This is a genomic window from Halomonas salipaludis (assembly GCF_002286975.1).
GTDB lineage: Bacteria > Pseudomonadota > Gammaproteobacteria > Pseudomonadales > Halomonadaceae > Franzmannia > Franzmannia salipaludis.
In genome coordinates this window covers 123941-148068 of sequence record NZ_NSKB01000002.1, presented here as the reverse complement: position 1 = coordinate 148068, position 24128 = coordinate 123941, and the positions used below count along the sequence as shown (strand labels likewise).

Here is a 24128-nt window from a genome sequence, read left to right as displayed (position 1 = left end):
CCGCCCAACGTGCGACGTAACGGAGTCAAGATGAAACTGAAGACATCGCTGCTGGCCCTGTCGCTGGCTGCCGCCACGCCGCTCACCGCACTGGCCGATGACGGCGCCCAGCGCCTTACCCAGCTGCTCGATTCGCTGCAGACCTATAGCGCCGACTTCGAGCAGCAGATCCTCGACGGCAGCGGCCAGCGTCTCCAGGAGGCGCGCGGCCAGATGTGGCTGTCACGTCCCGGCAAGTTCCGCTGGGAAGTCGACGCGCCCTACCGCCAGGAAGTGGTGTCCGACGGTGACGAGGTCTTCCTGCATGACCCGGACCTCGAGCAGGTTACCGTGCAGGCGCTGGATACCCGCGTCACCCATACCCCGGCATTGCTGCTCTCCGGTAGCGCCGCCGAGCTCACTGATAGCTACCAGGTGAGCCATCAGCAGCAGGGCGATACCGAGACCTTCACCCTGGTGCCGCGTGGCGCCGATACGCTGTTCGAGGAGCTCAAGATGACCTTCTACGGCGAGCAGTTCGGCGCCCTGCAGATGAACGACAGCACCGGCCAGCGTACCGCCATCGAGTTCAGCAGTATCGAGGTCAACGGCAGCATCGATGACGCGATGTTCGCGTTCGAGATCCCCGACGGCACCGATGTGATCCGCGACGATCACTGATCCCCGCCTTGCTTACGCTGACGCCGCCCCTAGGGGCGGCGTTTTCATTTGTCGGCGTCGGCGTCGGCCTCGGCGTCGAGCTCGGCGCGCCACGCCATGATCTGCTTGAAGCGCGCTTCCTGGCCGTAGTCGCTGGGCTGGTAGAGGCTCGCCGGCGGCAGCTGCTCGGGCCAGCAGTCGTGGCGGCGGCCGGCGGGGTAGCCGTGGGGCTCGTGGTGGGCGTAGCGGTAGCCCTCGCCGTGGCCGAGCTCCTTCATCAGCTGGGTCGGCGCGTTGCGCAGGTAGACGGGGACCTCGAGGGTAGGGTGCTGGGCGGCAAGCGCCTTGGCCTGCTTCCAGGCCTGGTCGATGGCGTTGCTCTTGGGCGCCACCGCCAGGTGGATGGCGGCGTGGGCGATGGCGCGCTGGCCCTCGTAGTCGCCGAGGCGTAGGTAGGCATCCCAGGCCGCCATCACCAGCGGCAGTGCCCGCGGGTCGGCGTTGCCGACGTCCTCCGAGGCGATCGCTGCCAGGCGCCGGATCACGTCGAGCGGGTCACCGCCGCCCTGCATGAACTGCGCCATGTACATCAGCGCGGCGTCGACCCGTGACGAGCGCACCGACTTGTGGATCGCCGAGAGCAGGTCGTAGTAGTGATCGCCCTGCTTGTCGAAGGCGCTGGCCTGATGTCCGAGCACGTCGTCCAGTGCCTCGGCCTTGAGTCGTTCGCCATCGCCCTCGGCGACGCAGAAATCGCAGGCGGTCTCGAGCAGGCCCAGGGCGCGGCGTGCGTCGCCGCCAGCGGCGCGGGCCAGCATCCCCAATACCTCGTCGTCAACGCGGATGCTCCGCTGGCCGAGCCCCCGCTCGCTATCCGCGAGGGCCTGGCGCAGCACCGCTTCGAGCTCTTCCTGGGTCAGCGCCTTGAGCACGTAGACGCGTGCCCGTGACAGCAGCGCCGAGTTGACCTCGAAGGAGGGGTTCTCGGTGGTGGCGCCGATCAGCGTCAACAGCCCGGATTCGACGTGGGGCAGCAGGGCGTCCTGCTGGCTCTTGTTGAGGCGGTGGATCTCATCCAGGAACAGCAGCGTGCTGTGCTGCGACAACCGTGCACGCTCTACCGCGGCGCGGATATCCTTGACCCCGGCCATTACCGCCGAGAGCTGTTCGAGCTGGGCGCCGGATTCGTTGGCAAGAATCTCTGCCAGGGTGGTCTTGCCCACGCCCGGTGGGCCCCACAGGATCATCGAGCGAACGCTGGCGCTCTCCGCCATGCGGCGCAGCGGCTTGTCAGGGCCGACCAGCGCCTGCTGGCCGATATATTCGTCCAGACGCCGCGGGCGCATGCGGTAGGCCAGCGGGGCGCTGGCATTGGCGTGAGACTGGCTGAACAGATCCATGACATCCTCAGTATGCTTCGTATGCGACGTTTGGCGACAGGCAGGATGACGCCATACCCACTAGGGTTAAACACTCACGGTCGCCGTGGCGTCATCCTAGCTTGTTGGAACCCGGAACGCCCTGACACGATCCAATGTCTTGCCGATGTCCGCCCTCGACACCAGAGGAGGTCCCACCATGCCCATGCTGACTCAACTGCGCCAGGATCATGCCAATATGGCGCGCCTGTTGCACGTGCTACAGCTCAAGCAGAAGACGCTCGCCGCCGGCGAGCGGCCTGATTTCCAGCTGATCCGTGAAGTCGTCGACTATATTCTCGACTACATGGAGGACTTCACCGTGCCACTCGAGCGGCTGTGCAGCGAGCAGCTTGCCGTGCAGGTGCCGGAAGTCCGTGATCTCAGCAACCGCCTGAGCGTCGACTACCGCGCGCTGCGTGAGCGGCTGCAGCGTCTATCCCAGGATATCGACATGATCCTGATGGACGCAGTGCTGCCCATGGACCGCTTCGCCGACGACCTGCGCGCCTATCTCGAGGCTCATCGCGCCTACCTGCGCGACGAGCGCGAGGCACTCTTCCCGCTGATCGCCGAGCATTTCGATGACGCCGACCTGCGCCATCTGGCGACCCTGCTGCCCGAGGGCGCCAAGGCGCGACTCGAATATCTTCAGGCCGCCTACCCCGAGCTCTACGCCGAGCTGCGGGCGACCCCGGAGCCGGTGTTGTAGCAGGCGCGTCCGTCAGCGGGCGCGTACCGCCGGCAGCTCATCCCAGCGCGTGGTATAGCGCGCCGAGCGCTGGCGGCTGTGCATTTGCCAGTCGGCTTCCGTTGCCTGTACTCCGAGTGTCAGTGCCTCGCGGCCGAAGCGCGCACGAATACCGTCCCAGGCGCTCATCAGGCGTGCCTGTTCGGGCGCTTCGGCGGGTGCCAGCAGCGAGGCCTGATGGTGCTGGCGCGGGCTCAGGTCGGTGAGCATCACGCCCAGCTTGTGATAAGCCAGCCCCACTTCCCATAGCTGGCCGAGCAACTGCTGGGCGAGGTGGTTGAGGTGCAGGGTATCGGCGCTGGGGACCGCCAGCGGTGCCCACAGGCTGGCGCGGTGCTGGACCACATCCTGGAACGGGTTGGTGCGCAGGAAGACGCCGATGGCGGCAGCCTGGAGGTCGTCGCGGCGCAGTTTCTCACCGGCCCGCTGACAGTGGTAGCGCAGCGCGGCGGCCAGTGACTCGCGCTGGCGTAGCGCCTGGCGAAACGAGCGCGAACAGAGGATGCTGCGCCGCGGCGTGGCCAGGTCGGTGCCCGCCAGGCAGGGCTGGCCGGCAAGCTCGAGGGCGGTGCGCGCGACTACCACGCCAAAGCGCCGCTGCAGCCAGCCGCTGGGGGCCGAGCGCAGCGCTCCGGCGGTATTGATGCCCTGGTCGAGTAGCCGGCACTGCAGACGCTCGCCGATTCCCCACACCGCGCTCAGCGGCAGCGCGGCGAGGGTCGTACGCAGGTCCTGATCGTCGCCGTCTTGCCACACGCATACCTGAGGCCGGCCCGGCTGACGCTTGGCGCGGTGATTGGCGAGCTTGGCCAGGGTGCGGGTCGGGGCGATACCCACCGACACTGGCAGCCCCACCTCGCGCGCCACCGCCTGGCACAGCTCGGCGCCGAGGACGTTGAGGTCGCCGGACAGGCCACGTAGATCGAGGAAACTCTCGTCGATGGAGTAGGGCTCCAGGCCCGGTACTCGCGCGGCCAGCACCTGCTGGGTACGTGCCGAGAGGTCGCCGTAGAGGGTGTAATTGGATGAGCACAGGGTGATCCGGCGGCGCAGCGCCGGGGCGATCTTGTGGGTCGGAACGCCCATCGGGATACCCAGTGCCTTGAACTCCTCGGAGCGGGCGATCACACAGCCGTCGTTATTCGACAGCACGCCCACCGGCTGGCCCTCCAGGTGGGGGGCGAACAGCCGCTCACAGCTGACGTAGAAGTTGTTGGCATCGACCAGCGCGTACATGGCGTGCTCCCGGCTCAGGCATTCAGCGGCGGCGCCTGGCGGCAGCCATGCACCACATAGTGCACCACCCCCCACAGGCGGCAGTCGTGTTCATTGTCGAGGGGCAGGCGTGCCTGGTGGACAGCGGGAGGGCACAGCCAGGTGCGCTCGGCGCTGCCGTCGAGCCGGCGCAGGCAGAGCTCGCCATCGATCGTCGCCACCACCCAGTCGCCACGCTGCGGCGCCAGTGCGCGGTCGACCACCAGCAGGTCGCCGTGTCGGAAGCCGGCATTGGCCTGGGCATCGCCCTCGACGCGCATGAAGAAGGTCGAGGCGGGACTCGGCACCAGCTGGCGGTGCAGGTCCAGCGGCGTGTCCAGGTAGTCGTCGGCGGGGGAGGGAAAACCGCTGGCGCCGCGGCGTTGCAGGCCGGGGTGGGGCTTGTGTGCGGCGTGCTGGGCTATCGGGGTCAGGCGCATACGCGGCTCCGAGGGGAGTAAAGATATGCTGTAAAAATAGCCAGTATTTGGCTCTTGGGCAAGGGCGGCCGTGATGGTCGAGTCGCGGCCGGCGGCAGGGTAGAATGCTCGACATCGAACACACCGCGCGGGGCGCTATGGACAGGCTACAGGCAATGCAGATATTTCGCGCCGTCGTCGAGGCGGGTAGCTTCGCCGGCGGCGCGCGCAAGCTCGGACTGTCCAACGCCATGGTCAGCAAGCAGATCTCGCGCCTGGAGGCGCTGCTCGGGGTACGCCTGCTGACGCGCACCACGCGCCGCCTGCAGCTGACCGCGGAGGGCGAGCGTTACCTGCAGGGCGCCGCACGGCTGCTCGACGAACTCGGTGAGCTGGAGGCAGAACTGGGCGAGCAGCGCGGCGAGGTGCGCGGCCGCCTGCGACTGTCGGCGCCGCTGGATTTTGGCGTGCGCGAGCTGATGCCGGCGCTTCAGGCCTTCGAGCAGGCCCACCCGGGGGTGGAACTGGAGGTCGTGCTCGAGGATCGCCGCGTCGACCCGCTGGCCGAGGACTTCGACCTGGTGGTACGCATCGGCACCCTGGAGGACTCCAGTCTGATCGCTCGCCCGCTGATGGCGATGCCGGTTCACTTGTACGGCGCGCCGAGCTACTTCGAGCGCTACGGTGTGCCGCAGCATCCCCGCGAACTCGCCAACCATCGCTGCCTGCACTACAGCCTGCAGCGCGGTGGCCCGGGCTGGGTCTTCCAGATTGATGGCCAACTGGAGCGGGTGCGCTATCGGCCGGTGTTGACCTGCAATAATGGCCGCGCCCTGGTCGAGGCTGCGGCGCGCGGCATGGGGCTGGCGATGAAGCCGACCTTCCTCGGCGAGCCCGAGGTGCGCCGCGGCCGCCTGGTGCGAGTGCTCGAGAGGTTTGCGCCGCCGCCGTTCGAGGTGCATCTGCTCTACGCCGAGCGTGAACTGATGCCGGCGCGGCTGCGGGTGCTGATCGAGACGCTGCTGGCGCATTTCCAGGCGCGCTCGGCATGAACGGGCCGCTGTTGGTGTTCGACTCCGGGGTTGGCGGGCTGTCGGTGGTAGCGGCCATGCGCCGGCAGCTGCCTGAGGCCTCACTGAGCTATGTCTGCGACAACGCCATGCTGCCCTATGGCACCAAGCCAGACGCCTGGCTGGTGACGCGCTGCGTGGCGGTGTGCGAGGCAGCAGTGGCGGCCAGCGGTGCCAGCGCCCTGGTGGTGGCCTGCAACACCGCCAGCACCGTGGCTCTCGAGGCGCTGCGCGCCCGACTGTCGATTCCGGTGGTGGGCACGGTGCCGGCGATCAAGCCCGCCGCGGCGCTGTCGCGCAGCGGCCACCTGGCGCTGCTGGCCACCTCGGCCACGGTCAATCGGCCCTACACGCGACGGTTGATCGAAACCTTCGCCGGCCACTGCCAGGTGCAGCGCCTGGCCGCCGACCCACTGGTTGGCCAGACCGAGGCGTGGTTGGCCGGTGCGCCGCTCGACCGGGATGTGATCGAGGCGTGCCTGGCGCCGCTGTGGCAGGACCCCGAACTCGACACCGTGGTGCTCGGCTGCACCCACTTTCCGCTACTGGGTGAGGTGCTGGCCGCTGCCCCGCCGCGGCCGGTGACCTGGATCGATTCCGGTGACGCCATCGCCCGGCGAGTCGCCCAGGTGGTGTCGCCACTGCCCACGCTGCCAGGCCCACAGACCGCCTGGCTGACCCGCGAGGCGCCGTCGCTGGCACCGGCCCTGGCGCGCTATGGCTTCGCCGAGGTGCGCTGCCTGGCGCTGGATGAGGCCCGTAGTGATACATCGTCCCCTTCGTCGACGCCGTGAGGCGTCGCCTATACCGTATTCTCACCGTCAAGGAGGCCGTGTGGCCGTACCCGTCGTCGACCCACCACGCTACGCCGAGCAGCTCGAGGCCAAGCGTCAGCGCATCAGTGCACAGTTCGCATGCTTCGAGCCGCCGCCGCTGGAGGTGTTCGCCTCGCCGCCGAGCCACTACCGCATGCGCTGCGAATTTCGTCTGTGGCACGACGGCGACGAGCTGTTCTACGCGATGTTCGAGGTCGATCCCGACGACCCCAAGCACAAGCGGGTGATCCGCCTCGATCAGTACCCGGTGGCCAGCCGGCGCATCAATCAGCTGATGCCGCAGCTGATCGAGGCGCTGCGCGACAATCCGCTGCTGCGCCGCAAGCTGTTCCAGGTCGAGTTTCTGACCACTCTGGCCGGCGAGGCGCTGGTCACGTTGATCTACCACAAGCCGCTGGACGAGGCCTGGGAGGCCGAGGCACGGGCGCTGCAGGCGCGGCTGGATATCGCCATCATCGGCCGCTCGCGCAAGCAGCGGCTGGTGCTCGCGCGTGATCACGTCTGGGAGCGGCTCGAGGTCGAGGGGCACGAGTTTGCCTACCAGCAGGTCGAGAACAGCTTCACCCAGCCCAATGCCGAGATCTGCCGTGCCATGCTCGGCTGGGCGCGGGACGTGACCCGCGACAGCCAGGCCGCCGACCTGGTCGAGCTCTACTGCGGCAATGGCAACTTCACCGTGGCCTTGGCCGAGAACTTTCGCCGCGTGCTGGCCACCGAGATATCGCGCACCTCGGTGGCCAGCGCGCGGGAGAACCTGGCCGCCAACGGCATCGACAACGTGCAGGTGGGGCGCATGTCGGCGGAGGAGTTCGCCGCGGCACTCAAGGGCGAGAAGGGCGGTCGCCGGGTGGCCGAGATGGCACTGGACGACTACGATTTTTCTACCGTACTGGTGGATCCGCCGCGGGCTGGGCTGGATGACGCCAGCTGTGCGCAGCTCAGCGGCTATTCGCGCATCGTCTACATTTCATGTAACCCTGATACGTTGGCGGCCAATCTCGAACGGCTCTGCGACAGCCACCGCATCACGCGCTTCGCGCTGTTCGACCAGTTTCCCTGGACCCACCACTGCGAATGCGGGGTGCTGCTGGAACGCCGATGCGCAACCGACATGACGCATGACAAGACTGGTAACTCAGTAGGTTAGACGCCGCGCCAAGGGTAGAGTGACGTCACGTGCGACCCAGGGGGTCGCTCACTGGACGATTTCGCCGGTCGCGCTGCGGCCGGCTCAGGCCGAGGTGATGGATGCAACACGTTGCGATCGAAGGCAAGCAGGAGTTTCTGGCTCAGCTTCAGGAGCAGTTGGTCAAGCGGCTGCCGGACGACAAGGTCAAGGCGATTACCGCCTTCGCCGATGCGTTCTATGCCAGCGCCTCGCTCGAGGACATGGCCGGGCGGCGCCCGGAGGACGTCTACGGCGCGACGCTGTCGACCTGGCACTTCATCCAGAGCCATGACCCGGCCAAGCCCAAGGTGCGGGTCTACAACCCCGATTTTGCCGAACACGGCTGGCAGTCGACCCACACCCAGGTTGAGGTCCTCCACGCCGATATGCCGTTTCTGGTCGACTCGGTGCGCATCGAGCTCAACCGCCGCGGCATCACTGTGCATGCTATCCACAATGCGGTGCTGGCCATGCAGCGCGATGCCAAGCATCGCCTGACCCGGGTGACCCGAGCCAACGACAAGGGTGCGCCGCCGTCGCGTGAGTCGCTGATAGTGATCGAGGTCGATCGCCACTCCGATCCCAAGCTGCTCGAGGAGATCGAGGCCAGCCTGCATGAGGTGCTGCTCGACGTGCGCACCGCGGTAGCCGATTTCGAGGCCATGCGTGAGCAGGTCGCGGCCGCTCTCGAGGAGCTCAAGGCCAAGCGCCCCAAGCAGGTCGATCCCGCCGACCACGAAGAGGCCAAGGCCTTTCTCGCGTGGCTGCTCGACAACAACTTCACCTTCCTCGGCTATGACGAGTATGAGGTGGTGGAGGTCGACGGCCACGACGAGCTCAAGCTGGTCGAGGGCAGCGAGCTGGGGGTGTTCCGCCTCGACCAGCCGCGCTACCGCGAGCGGATCCGCAACGACCAGGGCGTCGATGGCGATCACTACGTGCTGATCCCCGAGCTGCTGTCGTTTGCCAAGAGTGCCCACCATGCCCGCGTGCATCGTCCGGCCTATCCCGATTACATCTCCATCGACCGCTATGACGCCAAGGGCCGGGTAATCGGCGAGCGGCGCTTCCTGGGGTTGTATGCTTCTACGGTCTACAACGAGTCGCCGCGCAACGTGCCGGTGCTGCGCAAGAAGTTCAACGCGGTGATGGAGGCCACCGGTGTCAACCCCGAGGGGCACGACGGCAAGCAGCTGATGCAGATCCTCGAGGTCTATCCCCGCGACGACCTGTTCCAGATCACCACCGAGGAGCTGACCCGTACCGCGCTTGGCATCCTCAATATCCGCGAGCGGCGTCGGGTGCGGCTGTTCGTGCGCGAAGACCGGTTCGGCAAGTTCTACTCCTGCCTGGTATTCGTGCCGCGGGACGTGTTCTCCACCGACCTGCGCGTGCGCATCCAGAACCTGCTGTGCGAAGAGCTCGACGCCTCCTTCGGCGACTTCAACACCTATCTCTCCGAGTCGGTGCTGGCGCGCATCCAACTGATCCTGCGCTTCAACGGCGATGCCCCGGCCGACTACGATCTCAAGCGCATCGAGAACAAGGTCATCAGCCTGGCGCGCAGCTGGCGCGACGAGCTTCACGAGGCGATGGTCGAGGGCTTCGGCGAGGAGCAGGCCAATCGCCTGATGGACGTCTATCGCGACGCCTTCCCGGCGGCCTATCGTGAGGACTTCACGGCGCGTACCGCGGTCTACGATATCCATCATGTCAATGACCTGGACGCCGGCGCAGCGCTGTCGCTGTCGCTCTATCGGCTGGTCGAGGAGGAGGGCGACGGGGTCAATCTCAAGCTGTTCCACCGCGACCGGCCGATCCCGCTGTCCGACGTGCTGCCGGTGATGGAAAATCTCGGCCTGCGGGTGATCGGCGAGCGCCCCTACGAGATCACCCGTAACGACGGCACCTGCTGGATCCACGACTTCGATCTCGAGCACCATACCAACGAGGTCGTCAACCTGCAGGAGATGCGTGAGCCGTTCATCGATGCCTTCAAGCGCATCTGGAACGGTGAGGCCGAGAACGACGCCTTCAACCGCCTGGTGATCGGTGCCAACCTCAGCTGGCGCGAGGTGGCGATGCTGCGCGCCTACGCGCGCTACCTCAAACAGATCCGCTTCGGCCTGTCGCAGCTCTACATCGCTACTACCCTGACCAAGCACCCGGAGATCACCCGCGAGCTGGTCAGCCTGTTCGAGCTGCGCTTCGACCCCGAGCAGGGCGATCGCGACAGCGAGGTCGAGGCGTGCCTGGCGCGCCTGCAGCACAGCCTCGACGGCGTCGCCAGCCTCAACGACGACCTGCTGCTGCGCCGCTATATCGAGCTGATCCAGGCCACCCTGCGCACCAACTACTACCAGCCCGGCGCCGACGGCGAGCTCAAGGACTACATCGCCTTCAAGCTCGACCCGACCCGCGTGCCCGACATGCCCAAGCCGCGACCGGCGTTCGAGATCTTCGTCTACTCGCCGCGGGTCGAGGGCGTGCACCTGCGCGGCGGCAAGGTGGCCCGCGGTGGGCTGCGCTGGTCGGATCGCCGCGAGGACTTCCGCACCGAGGTGCTGGGGCTGGTCAAGGCCCAGCAGGTCAAGAACGCGGTGATCGTGCCGGTGGGTGCCAAGGGCGGCTTCGTCTGCAAGCGCCTGCCCGAGGGTGGCGACCGCGATGCCCTGCAGCGCGAAGGCATCGCCTGCTACCAGATCTTCATTCGTGCGCTGCTCGATGTCACCGACAACCTGGTGGCCGGCGAGGTAGTGCCGCCCCAGGCAGTGGTGCGCCACGACGATGACGACCCCTACCTGGTGGTCGCCGCCGACAAGGGCACCGCGACCTTCTCCGATATCGCCAACGAGATCTCCCTCGAGTACGGCCACTGGCTGGGCGATGCCTTCGCCTCCGGCGGCGCCAACGGCTATGACCACAAGAAGATGGGGATTACCGCCAAGGGCGCCTGGGAGTCGGTCAAGCGCCACTTCCGCGAGTTCGGCGTCAACACCCAGGCCGACGAGTTCAGCGTGGTGGGCATCGGCGACATGGCCGGTGACGTATTCGGCAACGGCATGCTGCTGTCGGACAAGATCCGCCTGCTCGGCGCCTTCAACCATCTGCATATCTTCATCGACCCGACGCCGGATGCGGGTAAGTCGTTCGCCGAGCGCAAGCGCCTGTTTGACCTGCCGCGTTCGAGCTGGGAGGACTACGACGCCAAGCTGATCTCGAAGGGCGGCGGGATCTTCTCGCGCAGCGCCAAGTCGATCGCGATCACGCCCGAAATGCAGGCGGCCTTCGACATACAGGCCGACAAGCTGGCCCCCAACGACCTGATCCGCGCCATGCTCAAGTCGTCGGTGGACCTGATCTGGAACGGCGGTATCGGCACCTACGTCAAGGCCGCCAGCGAGAGCGATGCCGAGGTCGGCGACAAGGCCAACGATGCGCTGCGCATCGACGGCCGCGAGCTCAACTGCCGGGTGGTTGGCGAGGGCGGCAACCTGGGGCTGACCCAGCGCGGCCGCATGGAGGCCGCGGCGCGTGGGATACGGGTCAATACCGACTTCATCGACAACGCCGGCGGGGTCAACTGCTCCGACCACGAGGTCAACATCAAGATCCTGCTCGACGACATCGTCAAGCGCGGCGACATGACCGACAAGCAGCGCAACCAGCTGCTCGCCGAGATGACCGAGGACGTGTCGCGGCTGGTGCTGATCGGCAACTATCGCCAGACTCAAGCGCTGTCGCTCTCGGAAATCCTCTCCCGCGAAGGCATGGGGCCCTACCGGCGCTTCATCAACGAACTCGAGGCCAGTGGGCATCTCGACCGCGAGCTGGAGTTCCTGCCCGACGACGAGTCGCTGATTGAGCGTGCCAATGCCGACCAGGGGCTGACCCTGCCCGAGCTGTCGGTGTTGATCTCCTACGCCAAGAGCACCCTCAAGGGCGACCTGATCGCCTCCGAGGTGCCCGATGACCCCTATATCCAGCAGCACCTCGAGCGGATCTTTCCGCAAGTGCTGGTGGAGCGCTTCAAGGACGAGATGTACGACCACAAGCTGAAGCGCGAGATCGTCGCTACCCAGATCGCCAACGACTTGGTCGACCATATGGGCATCGTCTTCGTGCGGCGGCTGATGGACACCACCGGCGCCGGCCGCGCCGACATCGCCCGTGCCTATATCGTGGCTCGCGACAGCTTCAGCCTCAACGGCGTATGGCACAAGATCGAGGCCCTCGACAACAAGGTCGACAGCCACGTGCAGTACCGCATGATGCTCGACCTGATGCGCCTGCTGCGGCGCGCCACGCGCTGGTTCCTGCGTCAGCGCAGCGGCATGACCACCAAGGACTGCATCGAGCACTTCGCTCCGCGCCTGGCCCAGCTGCAGGAGAGCCTCGGCAAGCGCCTGCGCGGCGACGAGCGCGAGGCCTGGGAGGCGCGCCGCGACGAGTTCAAGGCAGCCGGTGTGCCGGATGCCCTGGCCAGCAGCGTGGCCTCGACCCAGAGCCTGTATGCCGGGCTCGGCATCATCGAGGCGGCCAAGCAGACCGATGAGAAGATCCAGCGCGTCGCCGAGGTGTTCTACGAGGTCGGCCATCGCCTCGAACTGCCGTGGATGATCGAGCAGATCAACGCCCTGGAGGTGCGCGACAGCTGGCAGGCCCAGGCGCGGGAAACCTTCCGCGACGATCTCGACCGCCAGCAGCTGGCATTGACCGTGGGCGTGATCAAGCTCGACAGCGGTGCTCGTGACGTCGAGCAGCGCGTCGACCAGTGGCTCGAACGCCATGAACGGCTGTTCCAGCGCTGGTGCAGCCTGCTCGCCGAGGTGCGCTCCGGCAGCCAGGGCGGCTTCCCACTGTTCGCGGTAGCGATCCGCGAGCTGGTCGACCTCGCCGAGAGCAATGGCGAGAGCTGACGCGCCGCTCGCTGCCGCACGATGAACCCCCGCCGACGCGGGGGTTCGTCGTTTATGGGGCGGCTGGGCTATAATCGCCGCCCGTCGCCATCTGCCGCCCCGAGGAGTGCCATGTATTCGCTTGCCCGCTCGCTGCTGTTCCGACTCGATCCGGAAACCGCCCACGGTGTGGCCCTCAAAGGGCTCGACCTAGCCAATCGTGCGGGCCTGGCAAAGCGTTGCGGGGGCGAGCGGGTCGACGATCCACTGACGCTGATGGGCCTGCGCTTTCCCAATCGGGTCGGGTTGGCCGCCGGGCTCGACAAGAATGCCGACCACCTCGATGCGCTGGGCGCGCTGGGCTTTGGCTTCGTCGAGGTCGGCACCGTGACTCCCAAGCCCCAGGACGGCAATCCCAAGCCGCGCATGTTCCGCCTACCCGAGGCAGGGGCGATCATCAACCGCATGGGCTTCAACAACGCCGGTGTTGATCACCTGGTGGCGCGGGTCAAGGCCAGCCGCTACCAGGGCGTGATCGGCATCAACATCGGCAAGAACCTCACCACACCGGTGGAGCAGGCGGTGGACGACTACCTGATCTGCCTGCGCAAGGTCCACGCCCACGCCGATTACATCACCGTGAATATCTCCTCGCCCAATACCCCGGGGCTGCGTAACCTGCAGTTCGGTGAGCATCTCGATGCGCTGCTGGGCACACTGCGCGAGGAGGCCACGCAGCTGGATCAGCGTAGCGGGCGGCGCGTGCCGCTGGCGGTAAAGATCGCCCCGGACATGAGCGCCGCGGAGGTCGGGCTGGTCGCCGCCTCCTTGACCCGCAGCGAGATCGACGCGGTGATCGCCACCAACACCACGGTGGACCGCGAGGCGGTGGCCGGGCTTGCCCACGCCGATGAGCAGGGCGGACTCTCCGGGCGGCCGGTGTTCGAGGCCTCCAACCGGGTGATCCGCGAGCTGCGCCAGCAATTGCCGGACATGCCGATCATCGGCGTGGGCGGCATCGACAGCGGAGCGGCGGCGAGTGCCAAGGTCGCCGCGGGCGCCGACCTGGTACAGCTCTACTCGGGCTTCATCTACCGTGGCCCGGCGCTGGTGGGCGAGTGCGCGCGGACGCTGTGTGAGGCGGGCCAGACGTAAGCGACAGGCGGGCAACAGAAAGGCCCGCGGGTGAGGCGGGCCTTGAAAGAATCATCGCATGCGTTACGCATTAAACGATGAAGATAGTGATATCACATCACCATGGGGTTCTTGTGAATGCCGGAGACACCTGTCATACCGGACCATTGATCCCCACGACCTTCACGCCAACCGCTCATCCAGTATTCGCGAAGATTCACATCCTGACTGGGACAGTCATCACGGGAGCGGCCGGTGATGCCCGCCTTGTAACCGTGAACATAAGCACGCTGGAAGCGATCACGTTTCTGTCGTTTCATCGGATGGCCTCTTGATGAAGAACCGAAATTGTTCGGGACGAATGGTGTTAGTGCGGTGGGTCGTGCCGACCCGCCACACGCCATTGCCAATGGCGTCCATGGACAAGAAACGCATGCGTTTTCAGTAGCTACCCTATTACATCTAGTCCATGATGCGGGGCCTTGTCGAGCGGCGATTTTGCATAAGGCCATTATCAAATCGACACTACAGGAATATGACCGGCAGCAGGGCCGTGGCACTTTTTTATGACTGATCTACAACTAGCTGATAACCATCACATTTTTGTAACATGCCCGTGGGGTATCGAGGGTCTGCTGGCCGATGAGCTGAGCGCGCTCGGCGCCCAGGTCGACAAGACCACCGTGGCCGGTGTGCATGCCAGCGGCTCGCTCGAGGTGGCCTATCGGCTGTGCCTGTGGTCGCGGCTGGCCAACCGGGTGGTGCTGTGCCTGGCGCGGGAGGAGGGCATCGAACACCCCGAGCAGTTGCAGGCCAGCGCCGCGGCCGTGGCCTGGGAGCAGCACTGGCGGCCGGGCACCACGCTGGCGGTGGACTTCCACGGCCAGTCGGCGCATATCCGGCATACCCGCTTCGGCGCCCAGACGGTCAAGGATGGGGTGGTGGATGCGCTGCGTGCTGCCGGCGGCGGGCGCCCGGATATCGACCCCAAGGCGCCGGACCTGCGGCTCTATGCTCATCTGCACCGCGGCCGCCTGACGCTGGGCATCGACCTCTCCGGCGACAGTCTGCACAAGCGTGGCTATCGCCGAGAGCTTGGCCATGCGCCGCTCAAGGAAAACCTCGCCGCGGCGCTGCTGCTGCGCGTCGACTGGCCGGCTCGCGCCAAGGCCGGCGAGGCGCTGGTCGACCCGCTGTGCGGCTCGGGCACGCTGCTCGTCGAAGCCGCGCTGATTGCCGCCGACGTGGCGCCGGGGCTGGCTCGGGAGCGCTTCGGTTTGCACGGCTGGGCGGGCCACGACGCCACGCTATGGGCCGAGCTCAAGCGCGAGGCCGAGGCCCGCGCCAGCATCGGTCGCAAGCGCTGCAAGGCGCCACTGTTCGGCTTTGACCAGAGCCCTCAGGCGGTCGCCGCGGCCAAGGCCAACGCCATGCGCGCCGGGATTCCGGCGCTGATCGACATCAGCGGCGGCGCGGTGGCCCAACTGGTGCGCCCCGCGGCGCTGAATGCCGAGACGCCGGGGCTGATCATCACCAACCCGCCCTACGGCGAGCGCATCGGTGAGTTGCCCGAACTGGTACCGCTGTACGCCGCCATCGGCGAGCGTAGCCGGCGCGCCTTCCCGGGCTGGACCCTGGCGCTGTTCACCGGCAATCCGGACCTCGGCCACCGTACCGGGCTGCGCGCCGTCAAGCAGTACGCCTTCAAGAACGGCCCGCTGGACTGCAAGCTGCTGCTGATGCCGCTGCCGCAAGCTGACGTAGATGCGTCACCGGCAGACTCACTGGCGTCCAAACCTGCCCACGGTGAGGGCGACAGCGCGCCGCGGCGCAGCGAGGGCGCGCAGATGTTTGCCAACCGCCTGGAGAAGAACCGCAAGCGCCTCAAGAAATGGCTCAAACAGCGCGGCGAGCCCTGCTACCGGCTCTACGACGCCGATATGCCGGAGTACGCCCTGGCCATCGACGTCTACGGCGAGCGCGTACACGTGCAGGAGTATGCGCCACCGCGCTCGGTCAACGCCGCCCAGGCCCAACGCCGCCTGCATGACGCCCTGCAGGTGATTCCCGAGGTGCTCGGGGTGCGCCCCGAGCATGTCTACGTCAAGCAGCGCGAGCGCCAGAGCGGACGCGCCCAGTACCAGAAGCAGGCCGCCAGCGGTGAACGCTTCGAGGTGCGCGAGGGCCGTGCGCGGCTATGGGTCAACCTGCGCGACTACCTGGATACCGGGCTGTTCCTCGACCACCGCCCGGTGCGGCGGCTGCTCGCCGAGCTGGCCCCCGGCACGCGCTTTCTCAACCTATTCTGCTACACCGCCACGGCGACGGTGCACGCCGCGCTGGGTACCGAGCAGCAGGGCGGTGCCAGCGACAGCGTCAGCGTCGATCTGTCGAATACCTACCTGGAGTGGGCGCGGGACAACTTCGCCCTCAACCGCCTCGACCCGAGCCGCCACCGGGTGGTGCGCGACGACTGCCTGCGCTGGCTGGAGACTGCCGGCAGCCAGTTCGACCTGATCTTCATGGACCCGCCGACCTTCTCCAATTCCAAGAAGATGGCCGCGACCCTGGATATCCAGCGCGACCACGGCCGCCTGGTGCGTCTGGCCATGGCGCGGCTGGCCCCCGGCGGTACCCTGGTGTTCTCCAACAATCAGCGCAAATTCGTACTCGATACCGACCTCGCCGCGGAGTACGCGGTGGAGGACATCTCCGCCAAGACCTTCGACCCGGACTTCGCGCGGCGCCCGGATATCCACCACGTCTTCATGATCCGTCATCGGGAGGCCGCATGATCCGGCTGCGACTCTACACCACCCTGGGCTGCCACCTGTGCAGCCAGCTCGAGGCGCTACTCAGCGAGCTGAGTAGCGAGGCGGTGACGTTGGAGCATATCGAAATCAGCGAGGACGACGCCTTGATGGCGCGCTACGGCGTGCGGATTCCGGTGCTCGCCGATGAGCAGGGCGAGGAGCTCGACCGCGGCTTCGACCCGGCGCGGCTGGCGGCCTGGCTGGAGGCGCGCGGCTGGCTGGACGCCGCCGCCTGGGAGGCCCTGCAGCGGCGCCTTGACGGCGAGCCGCCGGCCGCTGAGGTCAAGGGTGCCGTGATGCGCGAGGGGCGGCGCTATCTGGGCTGACTTATTCCATTTATTGTCACAAGTAACTATGTGGTTATTATTTTCCAGCCATGGCTTCTGTCACGATCGTGGGCATGCTGTGGCTCTCGCCATCGCTGAGTAGTTGCTATTCCCCTCCTTTTGTCCGCATTTTTTGCTGTTATCCCTACTTTTGTTGCTTCCTTGGCGAAGCGACGTTCCTTGCTGCTTTTCCTAATGCCGTATGGAAATGCCCATCCGGTTGCGACCAAAGTTCAAATTGACGCGTTATCGGCCTGTGTCTACGTTCAAGTAACTAAATAGTTATAATTGGTCGTGACGATGGAAATCGTGCTGTGCAACGAAGTGTTGATGCCTCTCAGCTTTGCCGAGCAGTGTCAGTTTGCCGCGGCTCTTGGCTACGACGGCCTTGAGGTCGCTCCCTATACGTTGGCCGCTGATCCAACGACGCTTGGCAACGTGGCGCTGCAAGCGTATCGGCGCATGGCCAGCGATGCAGGGGTAATGATCAGCGGCTTGCACTGGCTACTGGTGGCGCCAGCGGGGCTCTCCATCGTCGCTGCCGACCCCGCCGTGCGGCGACGCACCCTGGATGCCATGCGCCGGCTGGTGGAGATGAGCGTCGAGCTGGGCGGCGACGTGCTGGTCCACGGCTCGCCGCGCCAACGCATGCTCGGCGCTGATGCAATGGGCGATCGCGAGCGGGCTCTAGCGTACTTTTCACTGGCCGGTGACGTGGCTGCCGACGCCGGCGTGACCTACTGCGTGGAGCCGCTAGCCGCCGCCGAGACCAATTTCATCACCACCCTGGACGAGGCCGCTGCCTTGGTGCGGGAGGTGAACTCGCCAGGCCTCAAAACCATGCTGGATACCTCGGCGGCAGCCAATGGCGAGCGGCACTCCGTGGTGGCACTGCTCGATGAGTGGTTGCCTTCCGGACTGATCGCGCATCTCCAACTGAACGATCGCAACCGCCGTGCACCGGGGCAGGGCGAGGATCGCTTCGCGCCGATACTCGATGCATTACGGCGCCATGGATGGGATCGTCCGGTTGCCGTCGAACCCTTCATCTACGAGCCCGATGGGCTGGCCACCGCGGCGCGCGGCATCGGCTATCTGCGCGGCATCGAGGAGGCGCTGACATGAATACACCGCGCGTGCGCATCGTCGAGGCCGAAGCCTTTGAGCGTGACGTCACCCTGCGCCAGCCCTTCCGCTTTGGTGTAGTGACCCTGCGTGAGGCGCCTCAGGCCTTTCTGCGGGTATGCGTCAAGGACCCTGCCAGTGGTCGCGAGGCATGGGGGCACGCTGCCGAACTGATGGTGCCGAAGTGGTTCGACAAACGGCCCGAACTGAGTCAGGAGGACAATATTGACCAGCTGCGCCGTTCGCTGCAAAGCGCCGTCACGCTGAGTCTGGCCCATGGCCAGGCCGCCTGTGCCGCCGACCTGGCGTGGCGGTTGGATCGCGAGCAGCAGGATGCCCTGCCGCATGAGAATGGCCTGGTTCAGGGCTTCGGTCCGGCACTAATGGCGTGTGCGGTACTCGATGCCCTGTGTCATCTCGAGCAGTGCTCGTTCTACGCCGCCATGCGCCATAACCGGGTGGGTCTGGGAGCCGCCCACCTGCCGGCGGATCTGCGCGGCGTGGATATCGATGCTTTCCTGGCCAGCTTGGCACCGCGCAAGCAAATCGCACTGCGCCATACCGTGGGGTTGGCCGACCCGCTGACTCCGGCCGATATCGAGCAGCGCCTGGATGACGGCCTGCCAGAGTGCCTCAGCGAGGTGATCACCCGCTATCGGCCGCGCTATTTCAAGCTCAAGCTGGGCGGCGAGCACGCCGGTGATCTGGCTCGACTCATGGCGATCACCGCACAGCTCGAGCACCTGCCGGACTACCGGGTGACCCTGGATGGCAACGAACAGTATGCCAGTCCCGAGGCGTTTGGCGAGCTGCTCGACCGCCTGGAGGACGAGCCGCGTTTGGCGGGACTACGCCGCGCGTTGCTATTTGTCGAACAGCCGATCCACCGCGACCGGGCGCTGCAGGCGCCGCTGGGAGAGCTGGGCCGCCGGGTACCGCTACTGATCGACGAGAGCGATAGCCATCTCGACAGCTTTCTCCAGGCCCGTGAGTGCGGGTACCGCGGTGTCTCCTCCAAGGCCTGCAAGGGGCTCTATCGCGCTGTCATCAACCGCGCGCGGCTAGACCATTGGCAAGGCGGCGATTACTTCATGTCGGCGGAGGACCTGACGACTCAGGCGGGGCTGGCGGTGCAGCAGGATCTGGCGCTGGTGGCGCTACTCGGTTTACAGCACGTGGAGCGCAATGGTCACCACTATGTCCGGGGGATGACCGGTGCGTCTACGGCGGAGATGGACGCCTTCGCGGCGGCTCATCCGACCCTCTATCGGCGTGACAAGCAAGGCCTGTTTGTGCACATCGACGATGGGCAGATCGCCCTGGACTCCTTGGCCGGCCTCGGTTTTGCCAGCGGTGCCGTGCCAGATACCGCCGCCATGCGGCCACTCACGTGACCACACCGAAGGTGTGGAGCGCCAAGCTAATGGCATGACAATAAAAGGAACCTCAATGGCTACTCAACGACTCGGTATCATCATGAATGGGGTGACTGGCCGCATGGGCATGAATCAGCACCTGATTCGCTCAATCCTGGCCATTCGAGATCAGGGCGGTGTGGTACTGGCCAGCGGTGAGCGGGTGCTGCCCGATCCAATCCTGGTCGGGCGCAATGCCGACAAGCTGCGCCGGCTGGCGGAGGCGCATGGCGTGGAACGCTGGACCACCGACCTGGATGCCGCCCTGACCAATGCCGACGACCGGATCTTCTTCGACGCGGCATCCACCCAGCTGCGTTGCGACCTGCTGCGCAAGGCCATTGCCGCTGGCAAGCACGTCTACTGCGAGAAGCCGATAGCCGAGAACCTGGCCGACGCCCTCGATATCGCTCGCTGTGCCGAGCAGGCCGGCGTCAAGAATGGCGCGGTGCAGGACAAGCTGTGGCTGCCCGGGCTATTGAAGCTCCAGCAGCTCAACGAGGCCAACTTCTTCGGGCGCATTCTCAGCGTGAATATCGACTTCGGCTACTGGGTCTTCGAGGGCGATTGGGTGCCTGCTCAGCGTCCCTCCTGGAACTATCGCAAGGAGGACGGCGGCGGCATGATCCTCGACATGATGTGCCACTGGCGCTATGTCATCGACAACCTGTTCGGCCAACCCACTTCACTGGTGTGCCTGGGCAAGACGCATATTCCCGAGCGGCATGACGAGCAGGGCAAGCCCTACCCGGCGACGGCGGACGATGCCTGCTATGCCACCGTGGAACTCGACAATGGCGCAGTGGTGCAGATCACGTCGAGCTGGAGTACCCGGGTGCGCCGCGATGACCTGGTGACGTTTCATGTCGATGGCACCCACGGTTCGGCGGTCGCTGGGCTGACCGACTGCCATATTCAGCCACGCGCGGCGACACCCAAGCCGGTTTGGAACCCCGACCAGCAGCAGACCCTGGATTTCTTCAGCGACTGGCAGTCGGTACCCGAGCGCGAGCCGATGGAAAACGCCTTCAAGCGTCAGTGGGAGCTGTTCATTCGCCACGTGGTGGAGGATGCGCCCTATCGCTGGACGCTGCGTGAGGCTGCCAAGGGGGTGCAGTTTGCCGAGCTGGCACTGCGCAGCTCCGACGAGCGGCGCTGGCTGGACATTCCAGCGCTGGAGGCCTGATATGAGCCGACTGATTCTGCCTAACCGGTACGGCGAGTTGGAGCACTATACCCCGGGCGAGCCGCTACGCTTCTCCGCCACACGCCGCCAGGCACCCACGCGGGTGGCCTATGCTGCCGCCCACGTGGTGACGAATCCGCTGGCGGCATCCGACCCATGGCTTGAAACCTCGCTGGATTGGGAGCGTACCCTCGATTATCGGCGCTATCTATGGGAGATGGGATTCGGTGTCGCCGAGGCGATGGATACCGCCCAGCGGGGCATGGGACTGGACTGGCCGACCAGCCTGGAGCTGATTCGCCGTTCGCTGGAGGCTTCTCGGGACGTGCCGGGAGCCGTGATTGCCTGCGGCTGTGGCACCGACCATGTCGCGCCTGAGGTGTGTCGAGACCTGGAGGATGTGATCCGCGCCTATGAGGAGCAGATGGCAGCCATCGAGGGCCTCGGGGGGCGTCTGATCCTGATGGCCAGCCGTGCCCTGGCGGCGTTGGCCAGCTCGCCGGACGACTACGTCAAGGTTTACGACAGGATCCTTTCCCAGGCTCGCGAGCCGGTGATCCTGCACTGGCTGGGCGAGATGTTCGATCCGGCATTGGCGGGCTACTGGGGACATGCCGATCCTGACACCGCCATGCAGGTGTGCCTCGGCGTCATCGCCGAGCACGCCGACAAGGTTGACGGCATCAAGATCTCGCTGCTGGACGCCGACAAGGAAGTCGCCATGCGCCGACAGCTGCCGCCCGGCGTGAAGATGTACAGCGGCGATGACTTCAACTATCCGAGTCTGATTGCTGGCGATGCCGAGGGGCATAGCCATGCGCTGCTGGGCATCTTCGACGCCATTGCGCCGGCCGCTGCCGCCGCCCTGGCGGCACTGGACGAGGGCGATATGGAGGCCTACGAACACATTTTTGCCCCCACCGTGCCCCTGTCGCGGCATATCTTTGCCTCGCCTACCCGCTTCTACAAGACCGGGGTGGTGTTCATGGCCTACCTCAATGGGCATCAGGACCACTTCACCATGGTCGGTGGCCAGGAGAGTACGCGCTCGACCCTACACTTGGCGGAGCTGTTCCGTCTGGCCGATCGCGCCGGCCTGCTGCGTGATCCGTCGCTTGCCGTACAGCGTATGGCAAACGTCATGGCGACTAAGGGGGTGGCGCAATGAGTGCACGTCCATTGACCGATTTCCGGCGTCTATCGATCAATGACGCCACCACCAAAGTGCAGTGGACGCTGGAGGAGGAGATCCGCGGCTACGCCGAGTTAGGTATCCCGGGGATCTCGATCTGGCGTGACAAGCTCGCCGAATGCGGCGTAGCCAAGGCGGCGGCCCTGCTGAGGGAGCATCGGATGACCGTGACCGGGCTCTGCCGTGGCGGCATGTTTCCCGCGGCGACGGCGGCGCAGCGCCAGGCCGCCATCGAAGACAACTGGCGTGCGATCGATGATGCCGCCGCACTCGAGGCGCAGTGCTTGGTACTGGTCGTGGGGGGCTTGCCGCCAGGCTCGCGGGACATCATCGGCGCCCGGCAGATGGTGCTGGATGGCCTGCACGCCATCGTCGAGCATGCTCGCCAGGCCGGCATGCCGCTGGCCATCGAGCCGCTGCATCCGATGTATGCGGCTGATCGCGCTTGCGTCAATAGCATGGCCCAGGCCAACGACCTGTGCGATGCCGTGGGGCAGGGGGTGGGAATTGCGCTGGACGTGTTCCACGTGTGGTGGGATCCCATGCTGGAGGCTGAAATTCGACGTGCTGGCAAGTCCCGGCTGCTAGCGTTCCATATCTGCGACTGGCTGGTGCCGATGCAAGACATGCTGCTCGATCGCGGCATGATGGGCGACGGTGTCATCGATATCCCGCTCATTCGCGGCTGGGTAGAGTACGCCGGTTATGCCGGTTTTCACGAAGTAGAGATATTTTCCGCCCACCACTGGTGGAAAAAGCCGGCACCTGAGGTGCTGGAGGTGTGCAAGGCGCGCTATCTAAGCGTGGTATGAGCGATAGGGCGTCAAACAACGACAACAACGGAGACAGCCATGCAAATCCAACGCTACATCAAGACGAGCAGTGTGATGCTTGCCGCTTCCCTGGTTTCAGGCTTGGCAGTAGCCCAGGAGTGGCAGCCGGAACGGCCGATCAACATTATCGTGCCCTGGGGGGCTGGAGGCTCGACGGACCAGGTGACGCGCGCAACGGCGCCGATTCTGGCCGAGGCACTGGATCAGAATATCGTGATTGTCAATCAGTCCGGTGCGTCTGGGGCGATCGGTACCCGAGAAGTACTGGAGGGTGATCTCGACGGATACACATGGACCGCCAATGCGATTGCCAACAATGCCAATTATGCGGTCACGGGGTTGATCGAAGGCACCGATATCGATGACTGGCATATCTACCTGTCGGTGGCCAATGTGCCGGTGGTCAGTGTGCCTGCCGATAGTGAGTTCGAGGATTTCGGCGACTTGCTGCGCGGCTTTCAGGAGCGTGGCAGTGAGATCACCGTGGCCACCGCGGGCGTGACCTCGTCGGGTGGCACTGCGATCGGCAGTCTAAGCGAGGCAGGTGAATTCGAGTACCGCATGATCACCTACGATGGCGGCAATCCGGCCGTAGTGGCCGCCGCTCGCGGCGAGGCCATGGTCACCACCCAGTTGGCGGTGGAACAGTCGGAGATGATCCGCGGTGGTCGACTGCGGCCCTTGGCAGTATTGAGTGATACCGCGCTGACCATCGAGGGGGCCGACCCCATTCCCCCAGTGACCGAATGGTTGCCTGATTTGCCGATTGCCCCCGATTACTTCGGCATCTTCTTGCCGCGCGGCGTTCCGGATGACGTCGTGGCCACCATGGATCGGATCTGGGAGGAGCAGGTAATGAACTCCGATGCACTGCGTGACTACGCCGATCGCCAGGGGGCGGTGTTCGATCCCTCCTATGGTGAAGAGGCACGAGCGCGTGCCATGCCGATCGCGATCCAGGAGGCCTGCGCTTACGTTGAGCGTGGTGAAGCGGAAATCGATCCCATCGAGATTGGTATCGACTGCGATACTCGCACCGAAGTGGAGCGCTGATCCCTCTATGCCTTGGCCCGTACCACCGCAAGTGGTGCTGGCCGGGGCGCTAACGTTGCGAGGAGAGGATGATGGAAGAGGGTAGGCAATCAGCCCGGGCCGACCTGATTACCGGCGGCGTCTTCATACTGCTGGGGTTGGCGGTGGCCTATGCAGCCTGGGAAATGCCCCGCTTTGCCAACCGTGGTGTGCACCCGTGGGTGGCACCAGGGGTTGTGCCGCTGCTGTTGGGAGGGCTGTTGGCACTATGCGGCGCATTGCTCGGCTGGCGTGCGGCGAAGCAGGGCGCGCTGGGCAAGCTATCGCAACACACCTCGTGGAGAATGCTGATCGCCAGCGTAGAGTCGCGCCGGCTATGGGCGATGATTGCGCTGGCCTTGATGTACACCCTGGTCCTGCTGGGTTGGCTGCCATTCTGGCTCGCCACGGGGCTGTATGTGTGGGCATCGATCGTCATCTTCGAAACCGTGCTGTCGGATAAGCCCCGAAGGCTGTGGCGTAGCCTAGTCCTGGCGCTACTACAGGCAGTGCTGGTAGCCGCCATCGTGACGCTCGTCTTTCAGTATGGCTTCCTAGTCCGTCTGCCCTGACCCGAGGA

20 protein-coding genes are annotated in these 24128 nt (G+C 65.7%); 16 read left to right on the top strand and 4 right to left on the bottom strand.

The genetic code is table 11. The features are described 5' to 3' along the window. The first annotated feature begins 30 nt into the window (after window positions 1–30). The gene (gene lolA, locus CK498_RS04665; RefSeq protein ID WP_095619703.1) at window positions 31–660 is read left to right on the top strand and encodes an outer membrane lipoprotein chaperone LolA; all 630 of its coding nucleotides are present in this window, start codon (window positions 31–33) and stop codon (window positions 658–660) included. Window positions 661–704: 44 nt separating this feature from the next. Here lolA and CK498_RS04660 read toward each other — a convergent pair whose 3' ends face one another. Further along, window positions 705–2039, bottom strand: coding sequence for a replication-associated recombination protein A (locus CK498_RS04660; RefSeq protein WP_095619702.1), 1335 nt, complete (start codon window positions 2037–2039; stop codon window positions 705–707). A gap of 184 nt (window positions 2040–2223) precedes the next feature. On the opposite strand from CK498_RS04660, the gene CK498_RS04655 reads away from it, so the two are divergent. Continuing rightward, window positions 2224–2769 (top strand): hemerythrin domain-containing protein, encoded by a 546-nt coding sequence (locus CK498_RS04655; RefSeq protein ID WP_095620229.1) that lies wholly within the window; start codon window positions 2224–2226, stop codon window positions 2767–2769. Window positions 2770–2781: 12 nt separating this feature from the next. Here CK498_RS04655 and CK498_RS04650 read toward each other — a convergent pair whose 3' ends face one another. Both CK498_RS04650 and CK498_RS04645 read right to left on the bottom strand, forming a co-directional pair. Beyond that, entirely contained in the window at window positions 2782–4044 is a 1263-nt protein-coding gene (locus tag CK498_RS04650) for a Y-family DNA polymerase (RefSeq protein ID WP_095619701.1), read from the bottom strand. A 14-nt stretch (window positions 4045–4058) separates the two neighbouring features. After that, entirely contained in the window at window positions 4059–4502 is a 444-nt protein-coding gene (locus tag CK498_RS04645; protein ID WP_095619700.1) for a LexA family protein, read from the bottom strand. A gap of 155 nt (window positions 4503–4657) precedes the next feature. Here CK498_RS04645 and CK498_RS04640 point away from each other — a divergent pair, with 155 nt between their 5' ends. The 5 genes from CK498_RS04640 (at window position 4658) to CK498_RS04620 (ending at window position 13608) form a co-directional block, all read left to right on the top strand. Further along, on the top strand, window positions 4658–5533 hold the full coding sequence (locus CK498_RS04640; RefSeq protein ID WP_229358961.1) for a LysR family transcriptional regulator: 876 nt from the start codon (window positions 4658–4660) through the stop codon (window positions 5531–5533). Next, window positions 5530–6345 carry a glutamate racemase gene (gene murI, locus CK498_RS04635; RefSeq protein WP_095619699.1) on the top strand — a complete coding sequence of 272 codons (816 nt, stop codon included), beginning with the start codon at window positions 5530–5532 and terminating at the stop codon, window positions 6343–6345. Before CK498_RS04640 ends, murI begins: the two co-directional genes overlap by 4 nt. Before the next feature lie 40 nt (window positions 6346–6385). Next, window positions 6386–7534 carry a tRNA (uridine(54)-C5)-methyltransferase TrmA gene (gene trmA, locus CK498_RS04630; RefSeq protein WP_095619698.1) on the top strand — a complete coding sequence of 383 codons (1149 nt, stop codon included), beginning with the start codon at window positions 6386–6388 and terminating at the stop codon, window positions 7532–7534. Between the two features lie 101 nt (window positions 7535–7635). Continuing rightward, window positions 7636–12474 (top strand): NAD-glutamate dehydrogenase, encoded by a 4839-nt coding sequence (locus tag CK498_RS04625; RefSeq protein WP_095619697.1) that lies wholly within the window; start codon window positions 7636–7638, stop codon window positions 12472–12474. A 111-nt stretch (window positions 12475–12585) separates the two neighbouring features. After that, window positions 12586–13608 (top strand): quinone-dependent dihydroorotate dehydrogenase, encoded by a 1023-nt coding sequence (locus CK498_RS04620; protein ID WP_095619696.1) that lies wholly within the window; start codon window positions 12586–12588, stop codon window positions 13606–13608. 92 nt (window positions 13609–13700) lie between these two features. On the opposite strand, the gene rmf is transcribed toward CK498_RS04620, so the two are convergent. Beyond that, window positions 13701–13907 (bottom strand): ribosome modulation factor, encoded by a 207-nt coding sequence (gene rmf, locus CK498_RS04615; RefSeq protein ID WP_076748798.1) that lies wholly within the window; start codon window positions 13905–13907, stop codon window positions 13701–13703. A gap of 246 nt (window positions 13908–14153) precedes the next feature. On the opposite strand from rmf, the gene rlmKL reads away from it, so the two are divergent. The 9 genes from rlmKL (at window position 14154) to CK498_RS04570 (ending at window position 24120) form a co-directional block, all read left to right on the top strand. Further along, the gene (gene rlmKL / locus CK498_RS04610) at window positions 14154–16382 is read left to right on the top strand and encodes a bifunctional 23S rRNA (guanine(2069)-N(7))-methyltransferase RlmK/23S rRNA (guanine(2445)-N(2))-methyltransferase RlmL (RefSeq protein ID WP_095619695.1); all 2229 of its coding nucleotides are present in this window, start codon (window positions 14154–14156) and stop codon (window positions 16380–16382) included. Beyond that, window positions 16379–16726: a glutaredoxin family protein gene (locus CK498_RS04605; protein WP_095619694.1), complete on the top strand. Its 348-nt coding sequence runs from the start codon at window positions 16379–16381 to the stop codon at window positions 16724–16726. The genes rlmKL and CK498_RS04605 overlap by 4 nt, the downstream gene beginning before the upstream one ends. Window positions 16727–17056: 330 nt before the next feature. Next, the gene (locus CK498_RS04600) at window positions 17057–17851 is read left to right on the top strand and encodes a sugar phosphate isomerase/epimerase family protein (RefSeq protein ID WP_217987690.1); all 795 of its coding nucleotides are present in this window, start codon (window positions 17057–17059) and stop codon (window positions 17849–17851) included. Continuing rightward, entirely contained in the window at window positions 17848–19245 is a 1398-nt protein-coding gene (locus CK498_RS04595) for an enolase-like domain-containing protein (RefSeq protein WP_095619692.1), read from the top strand. The genes CK498_RS04600 and CK498_RS04595 overlap by 4 nt, the downstream gene beginning before the upstream one ends. Before the next feature lie 55 nt (window positions 19246–19300). Continuing rightward, complete coding sequence (locus tag CK498_RS04590; RefSeq protein WP_095619691.1) at window positions 19301–20452, top strand: Gfo/Idh/MocA family protein; 1152 nt, start codon at window positions 19301–19303, stop codon at window positions 20450–20452. Window position 20453: 1 nt separating this feature from the next. Next, window positions 20454–21620 carry a dihydrodipicolinate synthase family protein gene (locus tag CK498_RS04585; RefSeq protein WP_095619690.1) on the top strand — a complete coding sequence of 389 codons (1167 nt, stop codon included), beginning with the start codon at window positions 20454–20456 and terminating at the stop codon, window positions 21618–21620. Further along, window positions 21617–22456 carry a sugar phosphate isomerase/epimerase family protein gene (locus CK498_RS04580; protein WP_095619689.1) on the top strand — a complete coding sequence of 280 codons (840 nt, stop codon included), beginning with the start codon at window positions 21617–21619 and terminating at the stop codon, window positions 22454–22456. The genes CK498_RS04585 and CK498_RS04580 overlap by 4 nt, the downstream gene beginning before the upstream one ends. 39 nt (window positions 22457–22495) lie before the next feature. Further along, the gene (locus CK498_RS04575; RefSeq protein ID WP_095619688.1) at window positions 22496–23530 is read left to right on the top strand and encodes a Bug family tripartite tricarboxylate transporter substrate binding protein; all 1035 of its coding nucleotides are present in this window, start codon (window positions 22496–22498) and stop codon (window positions 23528–23530) included. 71 nt (window positions 23531–23601) lie between these two features. After that, complete coding sequence (locus CK498_RS04570; protein ID WP_176475718.1) at window positions 23602–24120, top strand: tripartite tricarboxylate transporter TctB family protein; 519 nt, start codon at window positions 23602–23604, stop codon at window positions 24118–24120. The last annotated feature ends 8 nt before the right edge of the window (window positions 24121–24128 follow it).